We start from the raw sequence: 22,655 nt of genomic DNA, 5'->3' as shown, positions 1-22,655 counted from the left end.
AGCGGACACGGCGCACGGGTACCTCCAACCAAGTGCGATACTCAAGTAAGTCTCGCTCACGGATACGGCGGATTGAGCAATCATGCACTGGGAGCCCGGCTGTCCCGCAGCTACTGCATGTTGGGGGCTGTGCCGGTGTCAGGTGGACTAGAAGAGCGTTGGAGTCGAGACGGTCTACACGGGAAGGGTTGAACCCTTCCCAGAACAGGTTTGGGAGGCTAGCATCCATGGCTCTGGCGGTGTTGGTTCGGGGATTGTTGTGTTTTGGCGAACCAAACTTTACCCAGCCAACAACCGCCAGCCTACTTTTTCACGCCAATCTGCGAAGAACCTAAATTTTTCCATGCCCCGGGTATAGGCAGAGATACTCTCCGCCTGCACCGCGGCGCTGAAGAACAGCGCCGCAAACAGCAGTGCGGTGAGTGAGTGCTTGCGTACCGGCATTGAGCGCCCCTCTTATTGTGATTCTCCGGGCCCGGCGGGGCCCGTGTCTGCGGGCATAGACTAACACCCTTTGCCGGCAAAAGTTGCCATTGCATACAGTTTCCCGCCCGGCAAAAAATAACCGACCGCTGCATCCAAACCCGCTTCACAAGTCGTCTCAGAGGCAATAACGATAATCCGGAGACAAAATTCATGTGGAAGCCTCTCGCAATCGCAACGCTGATCGCCACCAGTGCCGCGGCCCAAGCGGGCAACATAAGCCTCAACACCTCGGATGACGAGCACTGCAGCGCCGAGCTGAACTATTCCGTCCGCGTCGGACCCGACTTCTTTGAAACCCGCGAGGAAGGCGCAGATGGCGAATTACTGGTCCACTACCAGGCGCCTTCACAACTTGTCGTCGCCGGCGAGACGGTGGACCTGGACGAGCAACAGCAGAAGCTGCTGCAGGACTACCGCGGCCAGCTGCACGGCGCGGGGCGGGAGATACTGCTGATCTCACTGGAAGCCGTGGATGTGGCGCTGAACGGCATGTCCGTCGCCCTGACCGCGCTCGCGGGCCCGGACCACCCAGACAACATCGAGCTGCAGCAGGCGTCGGAGGAGCTGGTGCGCCGTGTCGAAGAGCGCCTGAACCGGGAGGGGGAGATCTACACCCTCGGCGACCCGGATATCGACGAATTGATCGAACAGACGATCGAGGAGGAGTTCGAGCCCAAGATCGAAAAACTGGCCAGGGACTCCGCCGGCACCATCGCCTGGCACGCATTGAAAGCGGTATTCACCGGCGGCCTCAGTATCGAGCGAAATGCGGAACAGATGGCCGAAGAGATGGAGCAACAGATTGAACAGCGGGCGGAGGGGCTCGAAACCCGCGCTGAGGGACTGTGCCGGCAACTCGAATCCATCGACCGGGTTGAAAGTGCGCTGCACCAGTCCATTCCGGCCCTGGCGGCTTACGATTTCGTTGAGATTAAATAGTTGGACCTACCCCCCAAAGTGGTCGGCCGCCCCAGGGCGGCCTTTTTTATTCCCCCAACCACTACTGACAGAGTCCGGTGCTTGCGGACGTATCGTGACTCAGAGTGCCGCCGGCGAGACTCGACACACAGAAGTCGACCGTCACCGCACCGCCGGCCGATGCAGCGCTGACGACAGTGGCCGTACCACTGCTATCGGTAACGCCCGTCGCGCCGCTTTCGGTAATGGTGCCGGAGAAGTCGCCGGTCACGGTCACTCCACTCACACCGCGGCCGAGATCGTCCAGCACCGAAACCGTGGCGGTGGCGAATTTCTGCCCGCGGCCGGCAGACTGAGTACCGGTGACAACGCTTGCCACGTACATGGTGGTGGCCGCCGCGCCGTCGCTGACAGTGACGTCGAAGCTGGTCTGGTCCTCGGCTCCCTGATCGTCGCTGACGGTCAGAGTCACAGTGTAAGTGCCGGAAGCCGCATAGCTGTGGCTGGCCGTCGCGCCGCTGCCGTTGCTGCCGTCGCCGAAGTCCCAAACATAGCTGGCGATACTGCCATCACTGTCGGCACTGCCGCTGCCGTCGAAACTGCAGTCCAGGCCGCTGCAGCTGTGGCTGGCACTGGCCGTGGGCGGCTGATTGCCGCCGCTGTCGAGGCCGTAGATGCTGAAATTATCGAAATAATAGCTGTCGCCGTTGAACGAGTTCGGGTCGAACAGCACGACCAGACTGTCGACCGCGTTCGAGGGTGTGCCGCCGTCGATGCGGTCGTCGAGTTCGAACTTCAGCCGCTGCCAGCCGGCCTCGGCGCCAACGTAGGCCGCGTACTTGGAGTGCCGGCCGGTGGGGTAATTGCTGGCCGTGGCCTGACTGCTGTCCTCCAGCTGCACCAGGATCTGTGTACCCGGCGCCGCCGTGGTGAACACATCCATATAGAACGCCTTGTTGCCGGACAGAAACGGCTCCGCATCCGGGATCGCATTGGTATCGGCGGCGATCACATCGTACTGGGCAGCCGCGGAACGGGTATACATGGCCACGGTGGTGGAGCCGTTGGTGGCATCCGCCTGCGGGTTGGCCGCGTCCTGCACGAAGCTGCCGTCGAAGGCGGTGTACACCAGCTCCCGGTTTGCCTCGAAATCATCCAGCACCGTCTCCGGCACCAGCGTCGGGGCGACATGGACCGGCAGGCTCAGGTCGCGGCTGCCGCAGTCGTCGGTGACGCTGACACCCAGCTCGCCGCCGCTGTCGCCCCACTGCACGGTTACGGTATCCGTACCCGCACCCGACAACAGGGTCGCGCCGGCTGGCAGCGTCCAACTGAAAACGGGATTGTTGCCGATGGCGCCGGCGACCGAGTAGCTGGCGATTTCGGCCTTCTCCACGATACGCTCGCCGGCAATGCTCGGCTGGCCGTAGTCGTAGACGCGCACATAGTCCACCTGCATCGTCTGCGGCAGCTGCGAATCGTCGACGGCGCCACCCAGTGAACCGCCCACCGCCAGATTCAGTAGGAAGTGGTACTGGTAGTTCTCGAAGGTCCAATAGGACGCATCGGTGAGGTCATTCGGCGTCAGCGTGCCGTAGAGCTGGTCGTCCACATACCAGCGCATCTCGTTCGGCTCCCACTCCACCGCATAGACATGGAAATCCGCCGACCAGGGCTCCGGCTGGCTCAGCAGGCGGTTGCCGGTGTGGGAATTGTTCGGGTAGGGCTCGCCGTAGTGCAGGGTGCCGAAGACATACTCGTCCGCCTGGCCGGTGGACTCCACGATGTCGATCTCGCCACTGATCGGCCAGCCCTCCGCCGGATCAGTCGGCAGCATCCAGAACGCCGACCACATGCCGGCCCCGTCGGGCAGCTTGATCCGCGCCTCGAAGCGGCCATTGGTCCACTCGCCGCCGTTGGGCATATTCGCCGTGCGCAGGCGCGCCGACGTATAGCCCTTGCTCTTGACCCGTTCCTTCCTCGCGGTAATGGTCAGCAGGCCATTGGCCACGGTGGCGTTTTCCGCCTGGTAATACTGCAACTCGTTGTTGCCCCAGCCACAGATTCCGTAGCTGCAGCCGTCACCCAGCATGGGTTCCCACTTTGTGGTATCCAAGGTGGTACCGTCGAAGTTGTCCTCCCAGACCGGCGCCGGGGACTGGCATTGTTGGCCGACCGCCGGCAGAGCCGCGGCCAGCGTCATCGCGCAGAGCACACCTTTATAGCTATTTTTATAATGCATTGTCGTTTTCCCTCATTGGTTGAGTCACGCGCGCAGGCGTGAGCCTCCAATCTACCAATTCGGGCAAGCGGATTTTTTCCCACTATCAGTCGGATACTGACATGGGACTATTGCCCGGGAACAGGATTCGATGAAGGTCGCGCCGGGTAGGAAAATCGGTTAGCGCTTAGACAGAAATAGAAATCGGCGAAATTGTCGTGCGCTCGGCCCAAGTCATCGGCAGCGGAAGGTGGCAGGCCGCTTCCTGGGCCGAAATAACCTGGATAAAGCGCGATGACCGGGAAAGGAATTGGAAGTTATTAGACCAGCTTTTGAGCAACATCTCACCCAAATTAGGACACCCACCCAAATAGCACCCAAATTAGAACACCCACCACCCAAATTAGGACACCCGCCCAAATAGCACCCAAATTAGAACACCCACCAAACAAGATCCCTTTCGCGCCAGTCCCAGGCACTGCTCGATGAAAGGGCTCTGGCTGCCTGCCTGGCCTATGTGGATCTAAATCCGATCCGCGCGAAAATAGCGGACACACCGGAAGCGTCGGACCACACCTCTATCCAGCGGCGCATCTCTGCGGCTAAAGGCGGCAAGCAGCCGGACCAACTCTTCCCTTTCGCCGGCAATCCTAGGAAATCCATGCCGGCGGGGCTGCCTTTCCGGTTGCAAGACTATCTGGAACTGGTGGACTGGAGCGGGCGCTGCCTGCGTGAGGACAAGCGCGGAGCCATCGAAAACACCCTGCCACCGATTCTCGACCGACTGCAGATAGACCCTCGGCACTGGCTCTACCTGAACCGCAACTTCCAAAGCCGCTTCAAGTCTCTGGTAGGCGCCGCTCACTCGGTGCGCAGTGCCTGTGAGCAGCTCGGCAAACGCTGGGTCCATGGAATTCTCGACTGCGAGCGTTACCTCTCACCGCCATCTTCTCCCTGAACTTTTATTTTTTCTGCAGAGTCATCGCCGGCCTGGCGCACAAATCTCTTTACGTCAAATACGACGTTTAGCGCTTCACTCCAATAAATCAAACGGTTTCCGCACCTCGGCAGCTTTCGTATAGCTATGCTGCTGCCTTCGAGTCAATTTCCTCTTACTTTCCCAATTTTTGGGTGTCCAGTTTTTGAGTTTCTCTGACCCCAATTATTTACAATTATCTAGTCATTCAAGTATATCTATGGAAATATTCTCCACAACATGAGAAAACATATCAAATCTTTCCTCTGAAAATTTCGACTCCCTTTTGTATCCATGACCAACCTTGTCAATACCAAGAACTGTAAAGAAAATGTAATTTCCTTCAAGAACAGTTTCATACCTTAACCCAAAAGACTGATCATGGTTAAACTCTGACAGCGTCCACTTTCGGTTATTGATTAGCATCATGCGGGAACTGACGATATTTTCTCCACCTATGCCCCCATCACCATCCCTATCGTTATACACTCCCATAGATAAGCTTGTCGCTGGCAAACTATAGGATCCAGCCCTGTAATCATAGTCCAAATAAATTAACGAACTGCTATCCCCCACCTCCCCCTTACTCAGATTTGTTCTAGTAAAGTTACCCTCCCATCCACCGGAAGGAAAATGTGCCTGAACTTGATACTTATCAAATATCGTGAATATTTTTCCTGGCCACTCCTCAACATTACGGTCAACAAAGCTAATCGTCCTAGAGCATCCCAGCAAAATAAGACATAGCGCAACCTGAAAAAAGCGAACAGCCATGTTGCTAAGGTGTCCAACCATAAGGTGCCTCATAGATTGAGTGCGGGCTGATGCTCGGCCCCATAAACAGTGTCGGGAACGCTACCGCCGACCCAATAATCTTTAACGGGTTCGCGGTTCCCCCTCCGATAATATTGGGAACGGCATCAAAGAAGTGCGCTTCCCAAACTCCAGGTGTGGCTCCTGCTATATTCGCGGCACGCTCCATAGCTGCTTTTGAAACCGCCGCACCATAAAAGTTGATGGTGGTTGAGTTTGACAGTGCACCGGGGATTGACTGTAGCGCGTTTGCAGTAATTATCCCCCCCTGGCTATGCGCAGCTACTGTCCGAAGGGTTTCCGAATTCCTCCTTAGTACTTCAGCTAAACCTTTAGACACTCTAGATTTCCCGATGTTTTTTCCGAGAAATGATTCAATAGTATCAATATGTCCACCACTTGTCGGATTGTGATATAAATGGAATTTACTTGGCCTGCCCAACTGACGCCATCCATTCCTAGCAGCCAGCTCCAAATCGTTGCTTTGCCCATTAACAAAGAGATCCTTTACTACCGTTTCATCAACGCTTACTGCTTTGATATTCAGTCCTTGGTTTTGTGGATTTTCCGTCACCTCATAGAGATCCCCACTATCGAGCTCCCAATCCTGTATTCCCAGAGAAACAACCTGCTGAAGTACGCCAGTTACCGCTCCAGAAAAGGCACCTTTAAATGCTCCTTTCAAGTTGCCCGATAAAATGGCTCCGCTCATAAAACCCGCTGCAGCACCAGATACTGCACCTGCCGCAATTGCACCCCCGGTAGTAAGAACGGATACTGTTTGGCCTCCAAGAGTCACTGCAGTTGTTGCCCACCCTCCTACTTGTGTCGCTGCCGTCCATGCAGCGCCTGCGGTATAGATACTAAGAATAACTGCAGCAACCGGCTTGACAATACTATCCCGATACTTACGCCAACTGCTGTAGCCACTCGGGTCCGTGTAGACCAACGGGTTGTTATGCACATAGGCATAGCGGTTATACCCCTGCACGCTGGTCACCCCATCAATGATCGGGTCGGCGCTCACGAACCGTGCCAAGGTCGGGTCGTAGACGCGGCCGTTCATATGGATAAGCCCGGTCTCGTCCAACATCTCGTGGCCGGTGTAACCTCGGTTGGTTCTCAGGTGGTTGAAGGTACCCACCTTGAGGGTACTGACGATGTTCTCGGGCGTGCCTAGCTGGGTCCAGGTGAACGGATTTCTTCGCTTGCCCCAGGCGTCGAAACTGAACACCTGCTTGAAGCCATTCTCCTCTGCCACCTGACCGCTGGCGGTGGTAATCACATCCAGAGAGCCCTGCAGGTCCTTGAGCAGGTACTGGGTACTGCGGGCGGTGACATTGTCACCTTGGTCGAGATCCATCTTCTCCACCACGACACCGGCGATGCTTCGGCGGTAGTAGGCCTTGACGAAGGCGCCGCCTGAGCTGCGCTGGATCACCTTCTCCACGCTGCCGACCTGCAGGGTGGTTATGGTACCGCTGCCGTTATCGTCCACGCGCTTGTAGCGGTTGCGGTCGGGGCCGTAGTAGAAGCGGGTGCTGTGCCCCCCCTTGCTGATCTCTGTAGGTTTGTCGAACACGGCGTAGCCGAGGCTTCTGCCACTGTCGTCGCCAATCAGGTTGCCGTTCAGGTCGTACCGGTAGCCAATGTCGCCGGTACTGGTATGGGTGACTGCGTGGGGGCGGCGGCTGCCGTAAGTGTAGGTACCGACACCGGTCTTGGTCTTGATATTGCCGTTATCGTAGTAGGTTACCTCCTGCGTGCTTTGCAGGCTGCCGTCCAGGTAGAGGCGGGCATAGCGCAGGCGGTTGAGGCCGTCATATTGGTAGGCCTCCTGCAGGTCCTTCTGGTAGCTGCCGTCGCCGCTCTGGTCTGTTTTCGACATCAGGTTGCCGATGGCATCCCAGTCATAGTGCAGCTTCTGCACCTGACCCACACCGGGAATGACGTCAGTGAGTATGTCCGTTAGCCGGTGGTTTTGGCTGTCATACTCATAGATGGTGGTGAGGCCGTTCCCGAGCTTGACTTCCTTCACTTGGCCGCGGACGTTCATGTCTTCGACCGTATAGTAGGGGCTGCCGGTTTCCAGATTTTTGATCTGACGCTTGTAACCGTAGGCGTTGTAGACGGTCTCGGTACCGTAGAGATAGCCTCCGCCCTGGGCTACCTGCTGGTTGGCCGCATCATAGGCCCTGTGTGCACGCGAATACTGGTCGTAGGTGATTTTTTCGTAGAAGTCGCCTTCGCTCTCGGTGAGAGCACCTATGGCCGTTGTGGTTTCTCCCAGGCGGCCATATCGGTCATGCTTGAACAGCTTGAGGTAGGTAATGTCCTCGACGTTCGGGCTGCAGCCGGCCTGGATGGGAACTTTGGCCTGGGCAACGGCGAGCAGTTTTCCGTCGAAGCGGTTCTCGGGTGAACAGGTAATATCCTGGTCGAAATACCAGCGGCTAAAGCTCTGCAGAGCGCCGCTCTGCGTCTGGCTGTCGAAGCCGGTGTAGTCTGCGCGGGTAACCATCCTGCCGAGCTTGTCGTAGCTCATGACCGTGCCCTGTCCCTTGGCATCCATCTGCCACTTCAGTTCGCCGAAACCAGTATAGCCATAGGTCCAAGTGCCCTTGTCCGGATCAACCAGCTTCGTCTTGCGCCCCAACAGATCGTGCTCGATGCTAGTCATCGAGGTCTGTTGACCGGCACTGTCCAGGACCTTGACGCTCTTCAGCTGGCCGTCCGAGTAATAGCTGTACTGCAGCTTGCCGCCGATATTGTCGGTAACTTCGGCGACCTCGCCGAGCACATTCTTCTTCGTGGTTTTACTCTGGCCACAGGTCGTAACAGTTTCATTGAGACCGCTGTATACAGTGCCGACATCGCACTGCCCGGAAGGCGCGTCCACCAGGGTGGTACGCCCCAGCCTGTCGTAGCTATAGACGATCCAGCGGGGGCTCTGGCTGGGTCCGTAGGGCTCGGACACTTTGTACACCCGCGACTGCTCATCGTATTGAGTATCCACATAGACCGGACTGCCGTGAAAATCCTGCGCCTGCTTGCGAATCTCACGCCCCAAGCGATCGTGGTAGACCACGGTTTCAGTCTGATCTATGCCTTTGGTAGTAACCTTGAAGTGAGAAGGCACGCCGGCCACGGTCACACAGCTTTCGCACAGTGCCTTGAGGGTGGTGTTGTGGCTGCCGGTTTCGTGATGCTCGAAGTAGACTTCGCCGAATTGACTACTGGCGCGGGTGGTTGATACCCCGCCCAGATCCAGGCTGATGAGTGGCTGACCATAGGCATCGGTTTCTATGACCTGAGCGGTGGTCTGATCCAGCGCATTCACCTGGCTGACAGGATAGCGTCCACGGCCATCGTAAATGGTTTTGGATGTGCGGCTGTTACCATCTGCATCGGTAACTGTGGTCTCAGTGCGGTTACCGAAGCGGTCGTGCTCATAATGGGTGTGTTGCTGCAAAGTGGTGCCCTTTTCCACCCATTCATCGGTGAGCAGACCTGTCTCCGGATCGTAAGCAAACTCCGCATGACGGGTGACTGCCGGAGAAGCCAAGCTGCCGAAGCGCTGCGTGACGACTGTGCTTTTCGTTAGGCGCGCCAGGTGCCAGCGACTATTGTCCACCACATTCTTGTAAATATTGGTCGTGGTCTTGCTCTGCAACTTTCTGCCATCAGCGTCGAAGTGTGTCACTATCACCTTGGAGACATTGCCATACTTGACGTCATTCTGGTCTCCAGATGAAGAATCATAAATGGTTTGGGTTTCCACGCGACCCAGATAGGTGCCATCGATATCGTACGATTTGTCGGTGGCCTTACTGATATAAGGCAACTTTGTCTTTCCATCGATCGGCTCCACAAATTCGAGCGTGTTGGTGGAGCAGCTGATCCGGGTAAGCCCCGAGCCATTGCAGGCCGCCGGCGTAGATATATTTGCAGCATTCGGCTCTATAACTTTTGCAGTCTCTACCGGCATACCGATATAGGGATAGTCTTGCCGATAAGTCGTCGTGGTCTTTACCTGGTTTTGCGGATCGTAACTGGTGATCTTTTCAAAGCCCAGGAAACCACGGCCACCTCCTTGAAGCCGCGCTCCTGTATAGTGGTAGTGTGCTTCCACAGTGTTGCTATCGTCATTAGCCGAAGGCGCGTCAGAGATCACTTTTTTCACCACATACATGGGTGAATAGATGTCGAATACCGGGGAGCCGCTGCCATACTCAAGTGCAGACGATCCTGTTCTACGTGTGTAGACATTCGCCGCAGAATCATTCAAGCGTGCGTATTGAATTTCTGTTTTTACGCCGAATCCATTGGTAATTCTGGTCAATATATCAACAGGATTATTTTTATGCCTGTTGTGGAATATGCGCAGATATTTGTCATTGTTACCCAGGTAGTCATCGCAATGATTTTCCCGTTCATCGGCGTTGGCACATATACCCACTAACTCCGGACGTCCATCGCCGCTGACATCCATTGTGTAATAAAAATGATCTGCCGCGCTGGCTCCGAGTACGAAATTCGTTGATATCGGCGAGCTAAATCCAGAGGTCTTATTCAATAACACTTTTAAACGATGATACTCATTGGTAACCTTATCATCAGCGTCAGGAAACAAGATATCCAGCAAGCCATCACCGTTCCAGTCGTACAACTGAAGCTTATCAGACTCTACGGGCAACATTTGGGAGTTAGCGAACCCGGTCCCCGTGAAATAGCTAACACTCCAGGCACCACTGCCACCGCTTTGGGATAGCCTATCAGTTAGTCCATCACCGTTGAGATCGACGAATCTTCGGTCAGAGTTATATTGATCATCAAACTCCTGAAGCGATGTAGAACCTGCTGACAGAAGTGTGTAGCTATTACCTCCGGCAGATAAATAGCTAGCCAGCAAGTTGTGTGTTACTTTCTGCCCGCTCGGACACGCACTGGGAGCATCGTTTACATTTTCAGTACAGGTCCATTCAATCAGGTAGATTGCCTGAAGGTCCGCTATACCATCGCCGTTGAAATCGGCAGTGACTGCGGTATCCCTCAACATTTCTGTAGTTTTTTCGTACAACACCCCAGGCTTCGATGTTGCCGGCGCCGGCAAACTAAGGGTCCTTGCACTACTCTTGAGTCTCAGCCCACCACCAGGCACCCGCTCCATGTCGTGAACTGTCACTCTTTTAATAAAATCCGGCAAGCCATCCGCGTTTAAGTCATACATCTGGCCTTTTTGATTGGCATCATAGGAAATCGAAGTAGGCATTTCCGTCGTGCTGAAACTGCTTCCAGATGAATAATTGACCGTCCAGTATCCCGCATCACCATCAGTGGGGACATGCAAAAAGTCGTCCTTGCCATCATCGTTGTAGTCGATCAAGTGCCACTCTTTACGTACATTGGAGCGCACACGAAGTTGATGAGACTGCAACGCTAAGCTGCCATTTTCCTGCCCTAGCGCTATACGGATATAACGTTTTCCGTTTCCATCTTTGCGTATGAACACCAGGTCGGCTCTACCATCGCCATTGATATCTCCCAGTTTTCCTCCCTCATACGCGGAGTGGAGCAGGCCTGTATCTATGGTATACGAGGAAAACCCCTCCCCCTCCAGATCAGCATAATCGAATCTGGTGGCCGGTCGGCAATTACTACTAACACACTCTTCTATACTGGCTAAGCGAAGGCGCCCGGTGCCACTGGTTTCATACTCCGGCACATAGCGGCGCAATTCGACACCTCCCGCCTTGGAAACAATCGAGATCAGACGGCGGGCCATGGACTTCTTGGCCCCGAAAGCGTAGCCGTATATCTTGTCTGAGCGATTGGTGTCGTAGTTGAACTCAATTACATTTGCAGTGCTGTCGTAGCCGTTGCCGGAGTAATGCACCCTTCTGATCAGGTGCTCACCGTTGTCCGCATCCTTGAGGTACTCGTACTCGATGTAATTGCCAGCACTGTCCACCTGTTTATCCAGGTGCCAAACGTTGATTGCGAATGAGTCCTCATTGAAGCCGTAGTAGGAAACTGAGCCATCCTTTCGGTAGACCTCGAAGCCCTTACCGGATCCTACGCTGGTAGAAACAAGCTTCACTCTTACGAATGAGTCGATGGAGGTTCGATACTGCGAACCCACTGCACCCTGGCTGCCGCTTACCAGTTTTAGACGCTGTCCATCCAGGCAATAACGATCAAAGGCACTTCCGTTTACTCCATCTTCTTCCTTGGTACGACGGCAAGCGCTGATCGCAGACAGACCGCTTATATTCCAGCCTATACCCAAAGGGCCGTTACCGCTCTCGCTACTGTAGTTAATAGACAGAGAGGGCACCGCGCCACCAGAGGCGGGACCGGTAACTATTGGGATGCTGTAGTTGGCGGACCCGGATTCGCTGACCTGGAAGTCTCCACTCACTACACCGACTCGATCCGAGGCCAAAACTTCAGCAGAGGCATTGAGTGGCGCGGTTTCCTGATGCGGAGAGATCTCCACCGCAACCGGCGGCTCAGAGACGGCCACCTGGACAACCTTTGATTCTGCAAAGCCTGAGCAAGTTGAATAGGAAGAAACCTGGTTACAGGCGCGCACCTTAAATGCATGGAAACCGTCGCTGAGGGTGAAGCTCCGCTTCAACTGCTGAAGATCCGTATGCGAAATCTTGTTGGCTTCGTTCCAGGTTACCGGGCCATCGACATCTTCTGCTGTGCCTGCCACTATCTCGTAGCGTTTAAAGCTTCCGCTCGCGGAATCCCAGCCAATGGCTACCGAACCAGTACGTGTGAAAAGCACCGAAGGCACAACCGACTCCGGAGCAACTGGCCGATGTGCCACAATGAGATTCATGGCACTGCTTGAGGTACAGCTTCTCAGATTACAAGCTTTTACTGTGTAGCTGTAGCTGCCGTCACTCCGCGCAGGGGTCGGCTTATAACTGTAAACAGTATTGGGGTTCTGGCTATCACTGATTAGTGTCTTGATCAGTACGCCATTCTCGCGGATCTCGTATTTGTAGACATGCTCCGACTTAAGGTCAGTCCACCTTAGAGTGAAGCTGCCATCGTCGTCGTTTGGAAGCTGCTCAAGAACTGGTGCCGAAGGGATCGGCTGATTCCATACAGCAACCGAGGCGATATTGCTCCAGTTCCCGCTGCAGCCAGCAGCGTTACAATTCCTAGTTCGGAGTTGCCAAGTGCCATTTGCTAGGCCGGTGACACTGAAGCCGCTGCTCGCTGCAGTTTGATAGCTGGTATCTGCCGGCCAGGAGCCGGTACTCAGGCGTTTTTGCCAACGTACTGTGTCAATGGGACCTGAGCCGCTAGAGGTGAGATCGGCTATGCCGTCATACGAGTTACTAGCAGTTATCGAAAGGCTGGGGCTGCCCGGCTTAAGCACTACATTAACGCTTGCGGGCCCCCTTATACCCACCGGATCAGGCTCAAAGCAACCACCATTGCTACCAGCTTGCAGGCACTCCCACCCCTGTAGCGTATAGCTATAGTTTCCGCTGGCCCCCACCGAATTAACGATTTGTCCAGCTGTACCGCCATAGCCCCAGCCGGAATCATATACTTTAGATCCATTGCGCATCAAAACAATGCGGTCGACGCCCCACGCCTTCCAAGCAACTTGCACTTGAGAGCTTCCGAGAGCCACCTGCGCGGACAAGGCAGGTACGGAAACACCGACTGTCTTGCCAGAAGACCAGCCGCTACAGGCGGTCACTCCACTATAGACATTGCAAGCCCGGACCTTGTAGGTATAGTTGCCATCGTCTGATTTGGAAAAATTCTTTCTGGTTCCGACCTGTGTCCAAGTCCCACTGCCAGCACCGCTTTCTTGGAGGGTGTAGTGGGCGGCACCGGAGACGGCACTCCAGCTTACAGCGTACCCTCCAGTAGAACTTGAAGGTGCTGTTAGCCCAGCTGGTGTCGCAGGCGCCCTGGAAACGATTACGTTTCCTGAAGTTTTGTAGCTTCCTATTATTCCATTTTCTACCGATGCCACCCGATACCTATACGTACCGGTACCCCGACCAGTGAGAGTTTTACTAGTGCTAGCGCCACTGTATACACTTGACCAGCCCCCTCCATTCTTCTGCTCTTGAAGTTGATAGCTGGCAGCGCCAGATACACCAGCCCAAGAAATCACCACGCTGCCATTGGTACTGGAAGACGGGACGGCAATGGAACCTGGCGTACGTATTACTGTAATAGTTTTGGCTGACGTATAGCTGCCACATCCACTATAGCAAGCTCTAACTCGGTAGTCATAAACACCCGTTGCCTTGCCAGATACTGATTTTGATCTCGCTGTCGAACTATGAATCTTCGACCAACTACCGCCATCTTTACGCTCTTGAAGTTCATAGCGACTAGGAGAGCCTGAAGCAGCCCCCCAGCTAATGCTGTAACTACCCGATGTGTTGCTTCCTGCAAGCGAGATTGATCCAGGCTTTGGAATATTTACGGAAACCGTAAAGCCACCATTGTTTTTCCATGGCGTACTCGGCTCTGGCTCGACACATCCACGGGGCCCCATTTGCAAACAGCCGCCTGTTTTTCTAGACCAATGCTGAACACTGTAGCTGCCTGAACCACTAACAGTGACTGTCCTAGAGCCCGCCGACGTCCCTACGCTGTAGGTGGCAATAAGGGACCCGCTTCGGATCACTCTAAGCTGGGCCTCATCATGATAAGAAGGAGCGCTTGTATAGGAAGCTGTGAACTTTCCTGTCGTATTACTGCTTGGCCCAGAGGCAGAACCCTGGGCAAAAACAGAGACAATGAGCAAAAAGCTCCCAAATACCAAAGCCCGAATCTGAAATTGCCGCTCCCTGGCCACTCTAGTCCCCACCTATCAATGGAAGTTTACGATTTGCTTTTTATGTTAGAAAAATACCGGGGCTGGAGATTAATCGGTGTTTGGCCGAACGAGAAGCTTTATGCCATTACAGGAGATTACACGCCTGACATAACTGCATAGCCTGTCAATAGCCTCGCTCAACCTGAGTAGAAATTAGACACGAAGGGAGCATTTTTAAGTATGACTCATTGTCTAACCACGCCCTTTGCGGAAGAGAAACGAATGACTATATGGTCTATCGCTCCACTGTAGCTCTGGCCACATCCAACATCCGATTCGCAAACCCCCACTCGTTATCAAACCAGATCAGTATTTTCACCAGCCTGCCGCCGGCCACGCGGGTCTGGCTGGCATCGACGATGCCGGAGCGGGCGTCGTGGTTGAAGTCGCAGGAGGCGAGGGGTTCTTCGGTGTAGCCAAGCACGCCGGAAAATCCGGTTTCGGCGGCGGATTTGAGCAGCGCGTTGATTTCGGCCTGGGTAACCGACTTGTTGAGCTGCACTGACAGATCGATTGCGGATACATTGACCGTGGGTACGCGCATGGCCTGGGCTTCGAACCTGCCGGCGAGCTCGGGCAGTATGCGCTCTATGCCGCGCGCGAGGCCGGTGTCTACCGGAATGATGGAGGTTACCGCGGAGCGGGTTTTTCTCAGGTCGGTGTGGTGGTAGGCGTCGTTTACCGGCTGGTCGTTCATCGCCGAGTGAATCGTCGTGATCACGCCGGCCTCGATACCGAAGGCCCTGTCCAGGGCCGCGATCACCGGCACGCTGCAGTTGGTGGTGCAGGAGGCGGCGGAAATTATTTTTTCCTCGCCGGTGAGGATATGGTCGTTGACGCCGTAGACGATGGTGGCGTCCACGTCGCTTTTTGCCGGCTGGGAGAAGAGCACTTTCTTTGCGCCGGCCTTCAGGTGCAGCTCGGCGCGCTCGCGCTCTGAAAAGCTGCCGGTGCACTCCAGTACTATATCGACGCTCTCCTTGGACCAGTTCAGGTCTTCCAGGCGCTGATGGTGGGTCACGGCAATGCGGTCGCCGTTGACGATCAGCGTGTCCCGCTCTACCGCCACTTCACCGGCGAAGCGGCCGTGCACCGAATCGTATTTGGTCAGGTGGGCGATGGTGGCGCAGTCGGCCAGCTCGTTGATCGCGACTATCTGCAGCTTGTCCCGCGCAGCGGATTCGTACAGGGCGCGCAGTACCGAGCGGCCTATGCGGCCGTAGCCGTTGATGGCGAGTCTTGTTGGCGTGGCAGTGGTCATTGCATGCCTGCTAAAGATGATGGGCACGGGCGCTGCGCGCCCTTTGCCCATCCTGCGAGTTCGCCTGCAAGCAGGCTCCTACGGGAAAGATCGGGGCTTACTTCAGCAGCGCCTTTACGGTCTCGGCCACATTGTCGGCGGTAAAGCCAAAGTACTTCATCAGCTCGCCGCCGGGGGCGGATTCGCCGAAGCTGCTCATGCCGACGATGGCGCCGTCGAAGCCGACGAACTTGTACCAGTAATCCCTGTGGCCTGCTTCCACCGCAACGCGGGTGCGCACATTCGACGGCAGCACCGACTCGCGGTAGGCCTCGTCCTGCTCCATAAAGACCTCGGCGCAGGGCATGGAGACCACGCGGACCTTTCTGTCTGCCAGCTGCGCCTTGGCCGCCATCGCCAGCTCCACTTCCGAGCCGGTGGCGATGATGATGGCCTCCGGGGTGCCTTCGCAGTCGGCCAGCACATAGCCGCCTTTCTCGATCGCCTTCAGTTGCGCGTCGTCGCGGGGCTGCGGTGCCAGGCCCTGGCGGCTGAACACCAGCGCGCTGGGGCCGTCTGTGCGGGCCACAGCCATCTTCCAGCTGACCGCAGACTCGGTCGCGTCACAGGGGCGCCAGGTGTGCAGGTTCGGCGTGGCGCGCAGCGCGGTCAGCTGCTCCACCGGCTGGTGGGTGGGGCCGTCTTCGCCGAGGCCAATGGAGTCGTGGGTGTAGACGAAGATCACGCGCTGCTTCATCAACGCGGCCATGCGCACGGCGTTGCGGGCGTATTCCATAAACATCAGGAAGGTCGCACCGTAGGGCACGAAGCCGCCGTGCAGGGCGATGCCGTTCATGATCGCGCTCATACCGAACTCGCGCACGCCGTAGTAGACGTAGTTGCCGGAGGCGTCATCGGCGGTCACGCCCCTGGAATCGGACCAGATGGTGAGGTTGGAGCCGGCCAGGTCGGCGGAGCCACCGAGGAACTCCGGCAGCAGCGGGCCGTAGGCGTTGAGCGCATTCTGGCTGGCCTTGCGGGAGGCGATCTTCTCGGCCTTTTGCTGGCACTCCCGGATGTACTCGTCGGCCTTGGCGAGGAAGTCCGCCGGCAGCTCGCCGTTCATGCGGCGCTCGAATTCCGCCGCCAGCTCCGGGAACGCCTCGCGGTAGTCGGCGAAGATATCCTTCCACTCCTCTTCCTGGGCCTCGCCCTTGGCGCGCGCGTTCCAGCCCTCATAGATGGCTTCGGGAATCTCGAAGGGCGCGTGGGGCCAGTTGATGGTCTCGCGCACCAGAGCGATTTCGTCCTCACCCAGGGGCGCGCCGTGGCACTCCTCGCGGCCCTGCTTGTTCGGGGAGCCGAAGCCGATCACCGTCTTGCAGCAGATGATGGTGGGCTTGTCGGTCTCGGCGCGGGCGGCCTCGATGGCCGCCTTGATGGCCGCCGGATCGTGGCCGTCCACACCGGGAATCACGTGCCAGCCGTAGGACTCGAAGCGCTTGGGCGTGTCGTCGGTGAACCAGCCCTGCACCTCGCCGTCGATGGAGATGCCGTTGTCGTCGTAGAAGGCGATCAGCTTGCCCAGGCCCAGGGTGCCGGCCAGGGAACAGGCCTCGTGGGAGATGCCCTCCATCAAGCAGCCGTCACCCATGAATACGTAGGTGTGGTGGTCGATCAGCTCGTAGCCGGGGCGGTTGAACTGGGCCGCCAGCACCTTCTCCGCCAGCGCCATGCCCACGGCATTGGTGATGCCCTGGCCCAGGGGGCCGGTGGTGGTCTCGACGCCCGGCGCATAGCCGTATTCCGGGTGCCCCGGGGTCTTGGAGTGCAGCTGGCGGAAGTTCTTCAGCTCGTCCATCGGCAGTTCGTAGCCGGACAGGTGCAGCAGCGAATAGAGCAGCATGGAGCCGTGGCCGTTGGACAGCACGAAGCGGTCGCGGTCGGCCCAGTTGGGGTTGGCCGGGTTGTGTTTCAGGTAGTCGTTCCACAGGACTTCGGCGATATCCGCCATGCCCATGGGGGCGCCCGGGTGGCCGCTGTTGGCTTTCTGGACGGCATCCATGGACAGGGCGCGAACGGCGTTGGCCAGCTCGGTGCGGGACGGGTTGCGGGAAGGCATAGGGCTCAACTCTCTGAAATCGATTTGGGGCCGGGCTGCTCCTGAAGATAGGCCACGGCGGCGAAAATGCGGCGCGCACAGGCGCAGCCACCAAAAAGGAGGCGTATTTTCCCGTAATCGGCCGCCGGGCGCAAAGGCAGAACGGACCATTGCCACTGACAGGCAACATCCGCCCGCGGTCAGCCGCGCCGGCGCCTGCATCAAAATCTTTTTATGCAGCTATATCAAAAAATTTTGATATAGAGGCAATCCACTGCTAGACTGCCGCCCATGCTTGAATCGCCGCAATCTCCACAGACCGCCGCCGACAGCCACGGCGACGATATAGCGCTGCTGGCCGCGCGCCTGAAGGCCGCCGGCGATCCGCTGCGCCTGGAGATATTGCGCCTGCTGAGCCAGGACTCCTACAGCGTGCTGGAGCTGTGCCGTATCTTCGAGCTGCGCCAGCCGGCGCTCTCCCACCACCTGAAGGTGCTGGCGCAGGCGGGCCTGGTCAGCAAGCGGCGCGAGGGCAATAACCTCTTCTACCGCCGCAGCAGTGACGACAACGGCCTGCAGCCGCTGTTCGCCGGCCTGGACCGGCTGCCGCTGCGCCCGCAGTTGGCGGAGGCCGTGGAACAGGTGGCGCGCGAGCGCGCCGAGGCGTCGCGGCGCTTCTTCGCCGATTACGGCAACCGCTTCCGCGAGCAGCAGGAGCTGATCGCCGGCTACGAGGTCTACGGCCCCCAGGTGGCGCAGCTGCTGAAGCCCGGCGCCGCGGCGCTGGAGGTCGGCCCCGGAGAGGGGGAGTTTCTGGCGGAGCTGGCGAGCCGCTTCGAGCGGGTCACGGCCCTGGACCTGTCTCGCACCATGCTCGAGCGCGCGCAGCAGTTTGCCCGCGCGCGGCGGCTGGAAAATATCGAGTTTATCTGCGGCGACACCCGCGAGGCGCGGCAGCGGCCCGAGAGCGCCGACAGCATCGTGGTGAATATGGTGCTGCACCACACCCCGGAGCCGGCACAGATCTTCGAGGATCTGCAGGCGGCGCTGAAACCCGGCGGCCAGCTGCTGGTGGCGGAGCTGCAGCAGCACCGCCAGGACTGGGCCCGCGAGGCCTGCGGCGACCTGTGGCTCGGCTTTGCGCCGGAACAGCTGAGCGACTGGGCCGGGGATGCCGGCCTGCAGAATGGGCGCAGCGTCTACAGCGCGCTGCGCAACGGATTCCAGATTCAGATCAGGGAGTTCATCAAACCCTGATCGAACGCTGTAGAAGCCTGCTTGCAGGCTTCTACAGACAACTTCGAACGAGATTTTTTTATTTTTGCCGCAGGCAAAAACAAGGAGACATTCACATGAGTGAATACAGACTGTTTACCTCGGAGTCCGTTTCCGAAGGACACCCGGACAAGATCGCCGACCAGATTTCCGACGCGGTGCTGGATGCGCTACTGGCGCGCGACAAGCAGGCGCGCGTGGCCTGCGAAACCCTGGTGAAGACCGGTATCGCCGTGATTGCCGGCGAGATCTCCACCACCGCCTGGGTGGACCTGGAGGAGCTGGTGCGCAAGGTGATCACCGATATCGGCTACACGTCTTCCGATGTCGGTTACGACGGCGAGACCTGCGGCGTGATCAACGTGATCGGCAAGCAGTCTGTGGATATCGCCCAGGGCGTCGACCGCGCCAAACCGGAAGACCAGGGCGCCGGCGACCAGGGCCTGATGTTCGGCTACGCCACCGACGAGACGCCGACCTTTATGCCCGCCCCCATCTATTACGCCCACCGCCTGGTGGAGCGCCAGGCGGAAGTGCGCAAGTCCGGCCTGCTGCCGTGGCTGCGCCCGGACGCCAAGAGCCAGGTCACCTTCCGCTACGACGAACACGGAAAGCCCTGCGCGATAGACGCGGTGGTGCTGTCCACCCAGCACAACCCGGACGTCAGCCAGGAGGACCTGCGCGAGGCGGTGCTGGAGCTGATCGTGCACCATGTGCTGCCGGCCGAGTGGCTGCACGCGGACACCAAATACCATATCAACCCCACCGGCAAATTCGTGATCGGCGGCCCGGTCGGCGACTGCGGCCTGACCGGGCGCAAGATCATCGTCGACACCTACGGCGGCTCCGCCCGCCACGGCGGCGGCGCCTTCTCCGGCAAGGACCCGTCCAAGGTGGACAGATCCGCGGCCTACGCCGGCCGCTATGTGGCCAAGAATATCGTCGCCGCCGGCCTCGCCAAGCGCTGCGAGATACAGGTTTCCTATGCCATCGGCGTGGCAGAGCCCACGTCTGTGTCCATCAACACCTTCGGCACCGGCGCCGTGAGTGAGGACAAGCTGATCGAGCTGGTGCGCGAGAACTTCGACCTGCGCCCCTACGCCATCTCCAAAGCGCTGGACCTGCTGCACCCGATGTACCAGCTGACCGCCGCCTACGGCCACTTCGGCCGCGAGCCCTTCCAGCACACCTACGAGTGGGTTGACAGCAACGGCGAGGCGCGCAGCGAGACCTTCACCGCCTTCCCCTGGGAGAAGACCGACAAGGCCGAGGCGCTGCGCCAGCAGGCGGGCCTGTAAATTCCGGAACTCGGGACCCACACGATTGTGCTGTAGGAGCCTGCCCCGCAGGCGAATGGCCACGGAGCTCCGCTCCCTTCGCCTGCAGGGCAGGCTCCTACAGGAAAAGAAACGAATTAATTTAGGTTGAACAATGAACCAGATGAGCACCGAATTCAAAGACTTCAAAGTAGCCGACATCAACCTGGCCGACTGGGGCCGCCGCGAGATAGAAATCGCCGAGGGCGAAATGCCGGCGCTGATGGCCCTGCGGGAAAAATATCGGGCCGAACAGCCGCTGGCCGGCGCGCGCATTATGGGCTGTATCCACATGACCATTCAGACTGCGGTGCTGATCGAAACTCTGGTCGCACTCGGCGCCCAGGTGCGCTGGTCCTCCTGTAACATCTTCTCCACCCAGGACCACGCCGCCGCGGCCATCGCCGCCAGCGGCATCCCGGTATTCGCCTGGAAGGGCGAAACCGAAGAGGAGTACGAGTGGTGTCTGGAGCGCACCGTGGGTGCCGACGTGGCCGGCTGGCAGCCGAACATGATTCTCGACGACGGCGGCGACCTGACCGAACTGCTGCACCGCAAATACCCGGAGATCCTCGACCAGTGCCACGGTATCAGCGAGGAGACCACCACCGGCGTGCACCGCCTGCAGGAAATGCTGCTGCGCGGCACCCTGAAAGTGCCGGCGATCAACGTCAACGATTCAGTCACCAAGAGCAAGAACGACAACAAATACGGCTGCCGCCACAGCCTCAACGACGCCATCAAGCGCGCCACCGACCACCTGCTGGCCGGCAAGAAGGCGCTGGTGATCGGCTACGGCGACGTGGGCAAGGGCTCCGCCGCCTCGCTGCGCCAGGAGGGCATGATCGTCCGGGTATCCGAAGTGGATCCCATCTGCGCGATGCAGGCGTGCATGGACGGCTTCGAGCTGGTGTCCCCGTATAAAGACGGCATCAACACCGGCGAAGCCTCCTGCATCAACAGGGAGCTGCTGGCCAACACCGACCTGATCGTCACCACCACCGGCAACACCAATGTCTGCGACGCGCATATGCTGAGCGCGCTGAAGAGCGGCGCCGTGGTGTGTAATATCGGCCACTTCGATAACGAGATAGACACCGCCTATATGCGCAAGCACTGGCAGTGGCAGGAAGTGAAGCCGCAGGTGCACAAGATTGTGCGCAATGCCGAGACCAACGATCACCTGCTGCTGTTGTCCGAGGGCCGCCTGGTGAACCTGGGCAACGCCACCGGCCACCCGAGCCGCATTATGGACGGTTCCTTCGCCAACCAGGTGCTGGCGCAGATCCACCTGTTCAAGGAAAAGTTCGCCGACCTGCCGGCGGATCAGAAGACTTCCGCGCTCTATGTAAAAGTGCTGCCGAAACAGCTGGACGAGGAAGTGGCGCGCTATATGGTCGAGGGCTTCGGCGGCGTGATCACGCGCATGACCGAGGAACAGGCCAGGTATATCGGCGTATCCGTAGACGGCCCCTACAAGCCGGAAAGTTACAAGTATTAATCTGCCCCGCCCTGGATTCCGCTGCCGGACTCGCTCCGGTGCCGGAATCCGGAAAACCGGGGACTGGAAGCAAGCACTATGACCAACCCGATTCGCATCAGCTTCGAATTCTTCCCGCCCAAGACCCCCGAGGGCCGGGAAAGGCTCTACAAGACCCGCGAGGCACTGCAGGTATTCAATCCGGCGTTCTTCTCCGTCACCTACGGCGCCGGCGGCACCACCCGCGAGACCACCGCGAATATCGTCACCGGCCTGCGCCGCGACGGTATCTCCATAGCACCGCACCTGTCCTTCGGCGGCGACAACGAGGAGACGATCCTCGGCCTGCTGAACCAGTACAGGGATGCGGGCGTCGACCGCATCGTCGCGCTGCGCGGCGATATGCCGTCCGGTATGGGCGCGGTGGCACAGCTGGTGTATGCGAACGAACTGGTCGCCTTTATCCGCCGCCACACCGGCGATCACTTCCACCTGGAAGTGGCCGCCTACCCGGAAATCCACCCGGAGGCGGAGAGCTACGACGACGATATCCGCTACCTCAAGGGCAAGTTCGAGGCCGGCGCCAACAGCGCGCTGACCCAGTACTTCTACAATCCGGATGCCTATTTCTACTTTATCGACCAGTGCGAAAAGGCCGGCATAGACGCCCCCATCTACCCGGGCATAATGCCGATCACCAACTACGCCAACCTGGCGCGCTTCTCCCGCAACTGCGGCGCCGAGATTCCGCGCTGGCTGCGACACCGTATGGAGAGCTACAGCGATCCGGAGGATATCCGCAAGCTGGGACTGGAAGTGGTTACGGATCTCTGTGAGACGCTGTTGGAAGGGGGGGCGCCGGGGTTGCATTTCTATACGATGAATCAGGTGGAGCCCAATACGACGATTCTCAAGAATCTCGGTCTCGATCAACAGGCCCAATAGCAAAGAAGCCCGGCA

At 58.1% G+C, this 22,655-nt stretch carries 12 protein-coding genes; 6 read left to right on the top strand and 6 right to left on the bottom strand.

The window, feature by feature from the left end; translation table 11 throughout:
- Nucleotides 1-279: 279 nt before the first annotated feature.
- Entirely contained in the window at nucleotides 280-444 is a 165-nt protein-coding gene (locus tag ACXAF3_RS09445; protein WP_475112046.1) for a hypothetical protein, read from the bottom strand.
- Between the two features lie 192 nt (nucleotides 445-636).
- On the opposite strand from ACXAF3_RS09445, the gene ACXAF3_RS09440 reads away from it, so the two are divergent.
- Nucleotides 637-1,425 (top strand): DUF2884 family protein, encoded by a 789-nt coding sequence (locus tag ACXAF3_RS09440; protein WP_475112045.1) that lies wholly within the window; start codon nucleotides 637-639, stop codon nucleotides 1,423-1,425.
- A 61-nt stretch (nucleotides 1,426-1,486) separates the two neighbouring features.
- On the opposite strand, the gene ACXAF3_RS09435 is transcribed toward ACXAF3_RS09440, so the two are convergent.
- Complete coding sequence (locus ACXAF3_RS09435) at nucleotides 1,487-3,646, bottom strand: PKD domain-containing protein (RefSeq protein WP_475112044.1); 2,160 nt, start codon at nucleotides 3,644-3,646, stop codon at nucleotides 1,487-1,489.
- A 496-nt stretch (nucleotides 3,647-4,142) separates the two neighbouring features.
- On the opposite strand from ACXAF3_RS09435, the gene ACXAF3_RS09430 reads away from it, so the two are divergent.
- Nucleotides 4,143-4,583: a hypothetical protein gene (locus ACXAF3_RS09430; RefSeq protein ID WP_475112043.1), complete on the top strand. Its 441-nt coding sequence runs from the start codon at nucleotides 4,143-4,145 to the stop codon at nucleotides 4,581-4,583.
- Nucleotides 4,584-4,805: 222 nt separating this feature from the next.
- Here ACXAF3_RS09430 and ACXAF3_RS09425 read toward each other — a convergent pair whose 3' ends face one another.
- The 4 genes from ACXAF3_RS09425 to tkt all read right to left on the bottom strand — a co-directional run bounded on the left by ACXAF3_RS09425 (nucleotide 4,806) and on the right by tkt (nucleotide 17,645).
- Nucleotides 4,806-5,396 carry a hypothetical protein gene (locus tag ACXAF3_RS09425; protein WP_475112042.1) on the bottom strand — a complete coding sequence of 197 codons (591 nt, stop codon included), beginning with the start codon at nucleotides 5,394-5,396 and terminating at the stop codon, nucleotides 4,806-4,808.
- Nucleotides 5,380-13,053 (bottom strand): RHS repeat-associated core domain-containing protein, encoded by a 7,674-nt coding sequence (locus ACXAF3_RS09420; RefSeq protein WP_475112041.1) that lies wholly within the window; start codon nucleotides 13,051-13,053, stop codon nucleotides 5,380-5,382. Before ACXAF3_RS09420 ends, ACXAF3_RS09425 begins: the two co-directional genes overlap by 17 nt.
- Before the next feature lie 1,465 nt (nucleotides 13,054-14,518).
- Nucleotides 14,519-15,544 (bottom strand): type I glyceraldehyde-3-phosphate dehydrogenase, encoded by a 1,026-nt coding sequence (gene gap, locus ACXAF3_RS09415; protein WP_475112040.1) that lies wholly within the window; start codon nucleotides 15,542-15,544, stop codon nucleotides 14,519-14,521.
- A gap of 97 nt (nucleotides 15,545-15,641) precedes the next feature.
- Entirely contained in the window at nucleotides 15,642-17,645 is a 2,004-nt protein-coding gene (tkt, locus tag ACXAF3_RS09410; RefSeq protein ID WP_475112039.1) for a transketolase, read from the bottom strand.
- A 270-nt stretch (nucleotides 17,646-17,915) separates the two neighbouring features.
- On the opposite strand from tkt, the gene ACXAF3_RS09405 reads away from it, so the two are divergent.
- From ACXAF3_RS09405 to metF, 4 genes are all read left to right on the top strand, one after another.
- Nucleotides 17,916-18,881 carry a metalloregulator ArsR/SmtB family transcription factor gene (locus ACXAF3_RS09405; RefSeq protein ID WP_475112038.1) on the top strand — a complete coding sequence of 322 codons (966 nt, stop codon included), beginning with the start codon at nucleotides 17,916-17,918 and terminating at the stop codon, nucleotides 18,879-18,881.
- A 95-nt stretch (nucleotides 18,882-18,976) separates the two neighbouring features.
- The gene (gene metK, locus ACXAF3_RS09400) at nucleotides 18,977-20,197 is read left to right on the top strand and encodes a methionine adenosyltransferase (protein WP_475112037.1); all 1,221 of its coding nucleotides are present in this window, start codon (nucleotides 18,977-18,979) and stop codon (nucleotides 20,195-20,197) included.
- 133 nt (nucleotides 20,198-20,330) lie between these two features.
- Nucleotides 20,331-21,716: an adenosylhomocysteinase gene (gene ahcY / locus ACXAF3_RS09395; RefSeq protein WP_475112036.1), complete on the top strand. Its 1,386-nt coding sequence runs from the start codon at nucleotides 20,331-20,333 to the stop codon at nucleotides 21,714-21,716.
- Between the two features lie 78 nt (nucleotides 21,717-21,794).
- Nucleotides 21,795-22,640, top strand: a complete 846-nt coding sequence (gene metF, locus ACXAF3_RS09390) for a methylenetetrahydrofolate reductase [NAD(P)H] (RefSeq protein ID WP_475112035.1) — start codon at nucleotides 21,795-21,797, stop codon at nucleotides 22,638-22,640.
- The last annotated feature ends 15 nt before the right edge of the window (nucleotides 22,641-22,655 follow it).

This window comes from Microbulbifer sp. ABF4_143, from assembly GCF_056160225.1.
Note: the sequence above shows the minus strand (reverse complement) of the source record. Positions and strands in the feature narration are given on the sequence as shown.

Excerpts from the sequence above, each read along its gene's own strand:
- ACXAF3_RS09435 (WP_475112044.1), bottom strand. The coding sequence starts at position 3,646 with ATGCATTATAAAAATAGCTATAAAGGTGTGCTCTGCGCGATGACGCTG.
- ACXAF3_RS09440 (WP_475112045.1), top strand. The coding sequence starts at position 637 with ATGTGGAAGCCTCTCGCAATCGCAACGCTGATCGCCACCAGTGCCGCG.
- ACXAF3_RS09405 (WP_475112038.1), top strand. The coding sequence starts at position 17,916 with ATGCTTGAATCGCCGCAATCTCCACAGACCGCCGCCGACAGCCACGGC.
- ACXAF3_RS09445 (WP_475112046.1), bottom strand. The coding sequence starts at position 444 with ATGCCGGTACGCAAGCACTCACTCACCGCACTGCTGTTTGCGGCGCTG.
- ahcY (WP_475112036.1), top strand. The coding sequence starts at position 20,331 with ATGAACCAGATGAGCACCGAATTCAAAGACTTCAAAGTAGCCGACATC.
- ACXAF3_RS09425 (WP_475112042.1), bottom strand. The coding sequence starts at position 5,396 with ATGGTTGGACACCTTAGCAACATGGCTGTTCGCTTTTTTCAGGTTGCG.
- tkt (WP_475112039.1), bottom strand. The coding sequence starts at position 17,645 with ATGCCTTCCCGCAACCCGTCCCGCACCGAGCTGGCCAACGCCGTTCGC.
- metK (WP_475112037.1), top strand. The coding sequence starts at position 18,977 with ATGAGTGAATACAGACTGTTTACCTCGGAGTCCGTTTCCGAAGGACAC.
- metF (WP_475112035.1), top strand. The coding sequence starts at position 21,795 with ATGACCAACCCGATTCGCATCAGCTTCGAATTCTTCCCGCCCAAGACC.
- gap (WP_475112040.1), bottom strand. The coding sequence starts at position 15,544 with ATGACCACTGCCACGCCAACAAGACTCGCCATCAACGGCTACGGCCGC.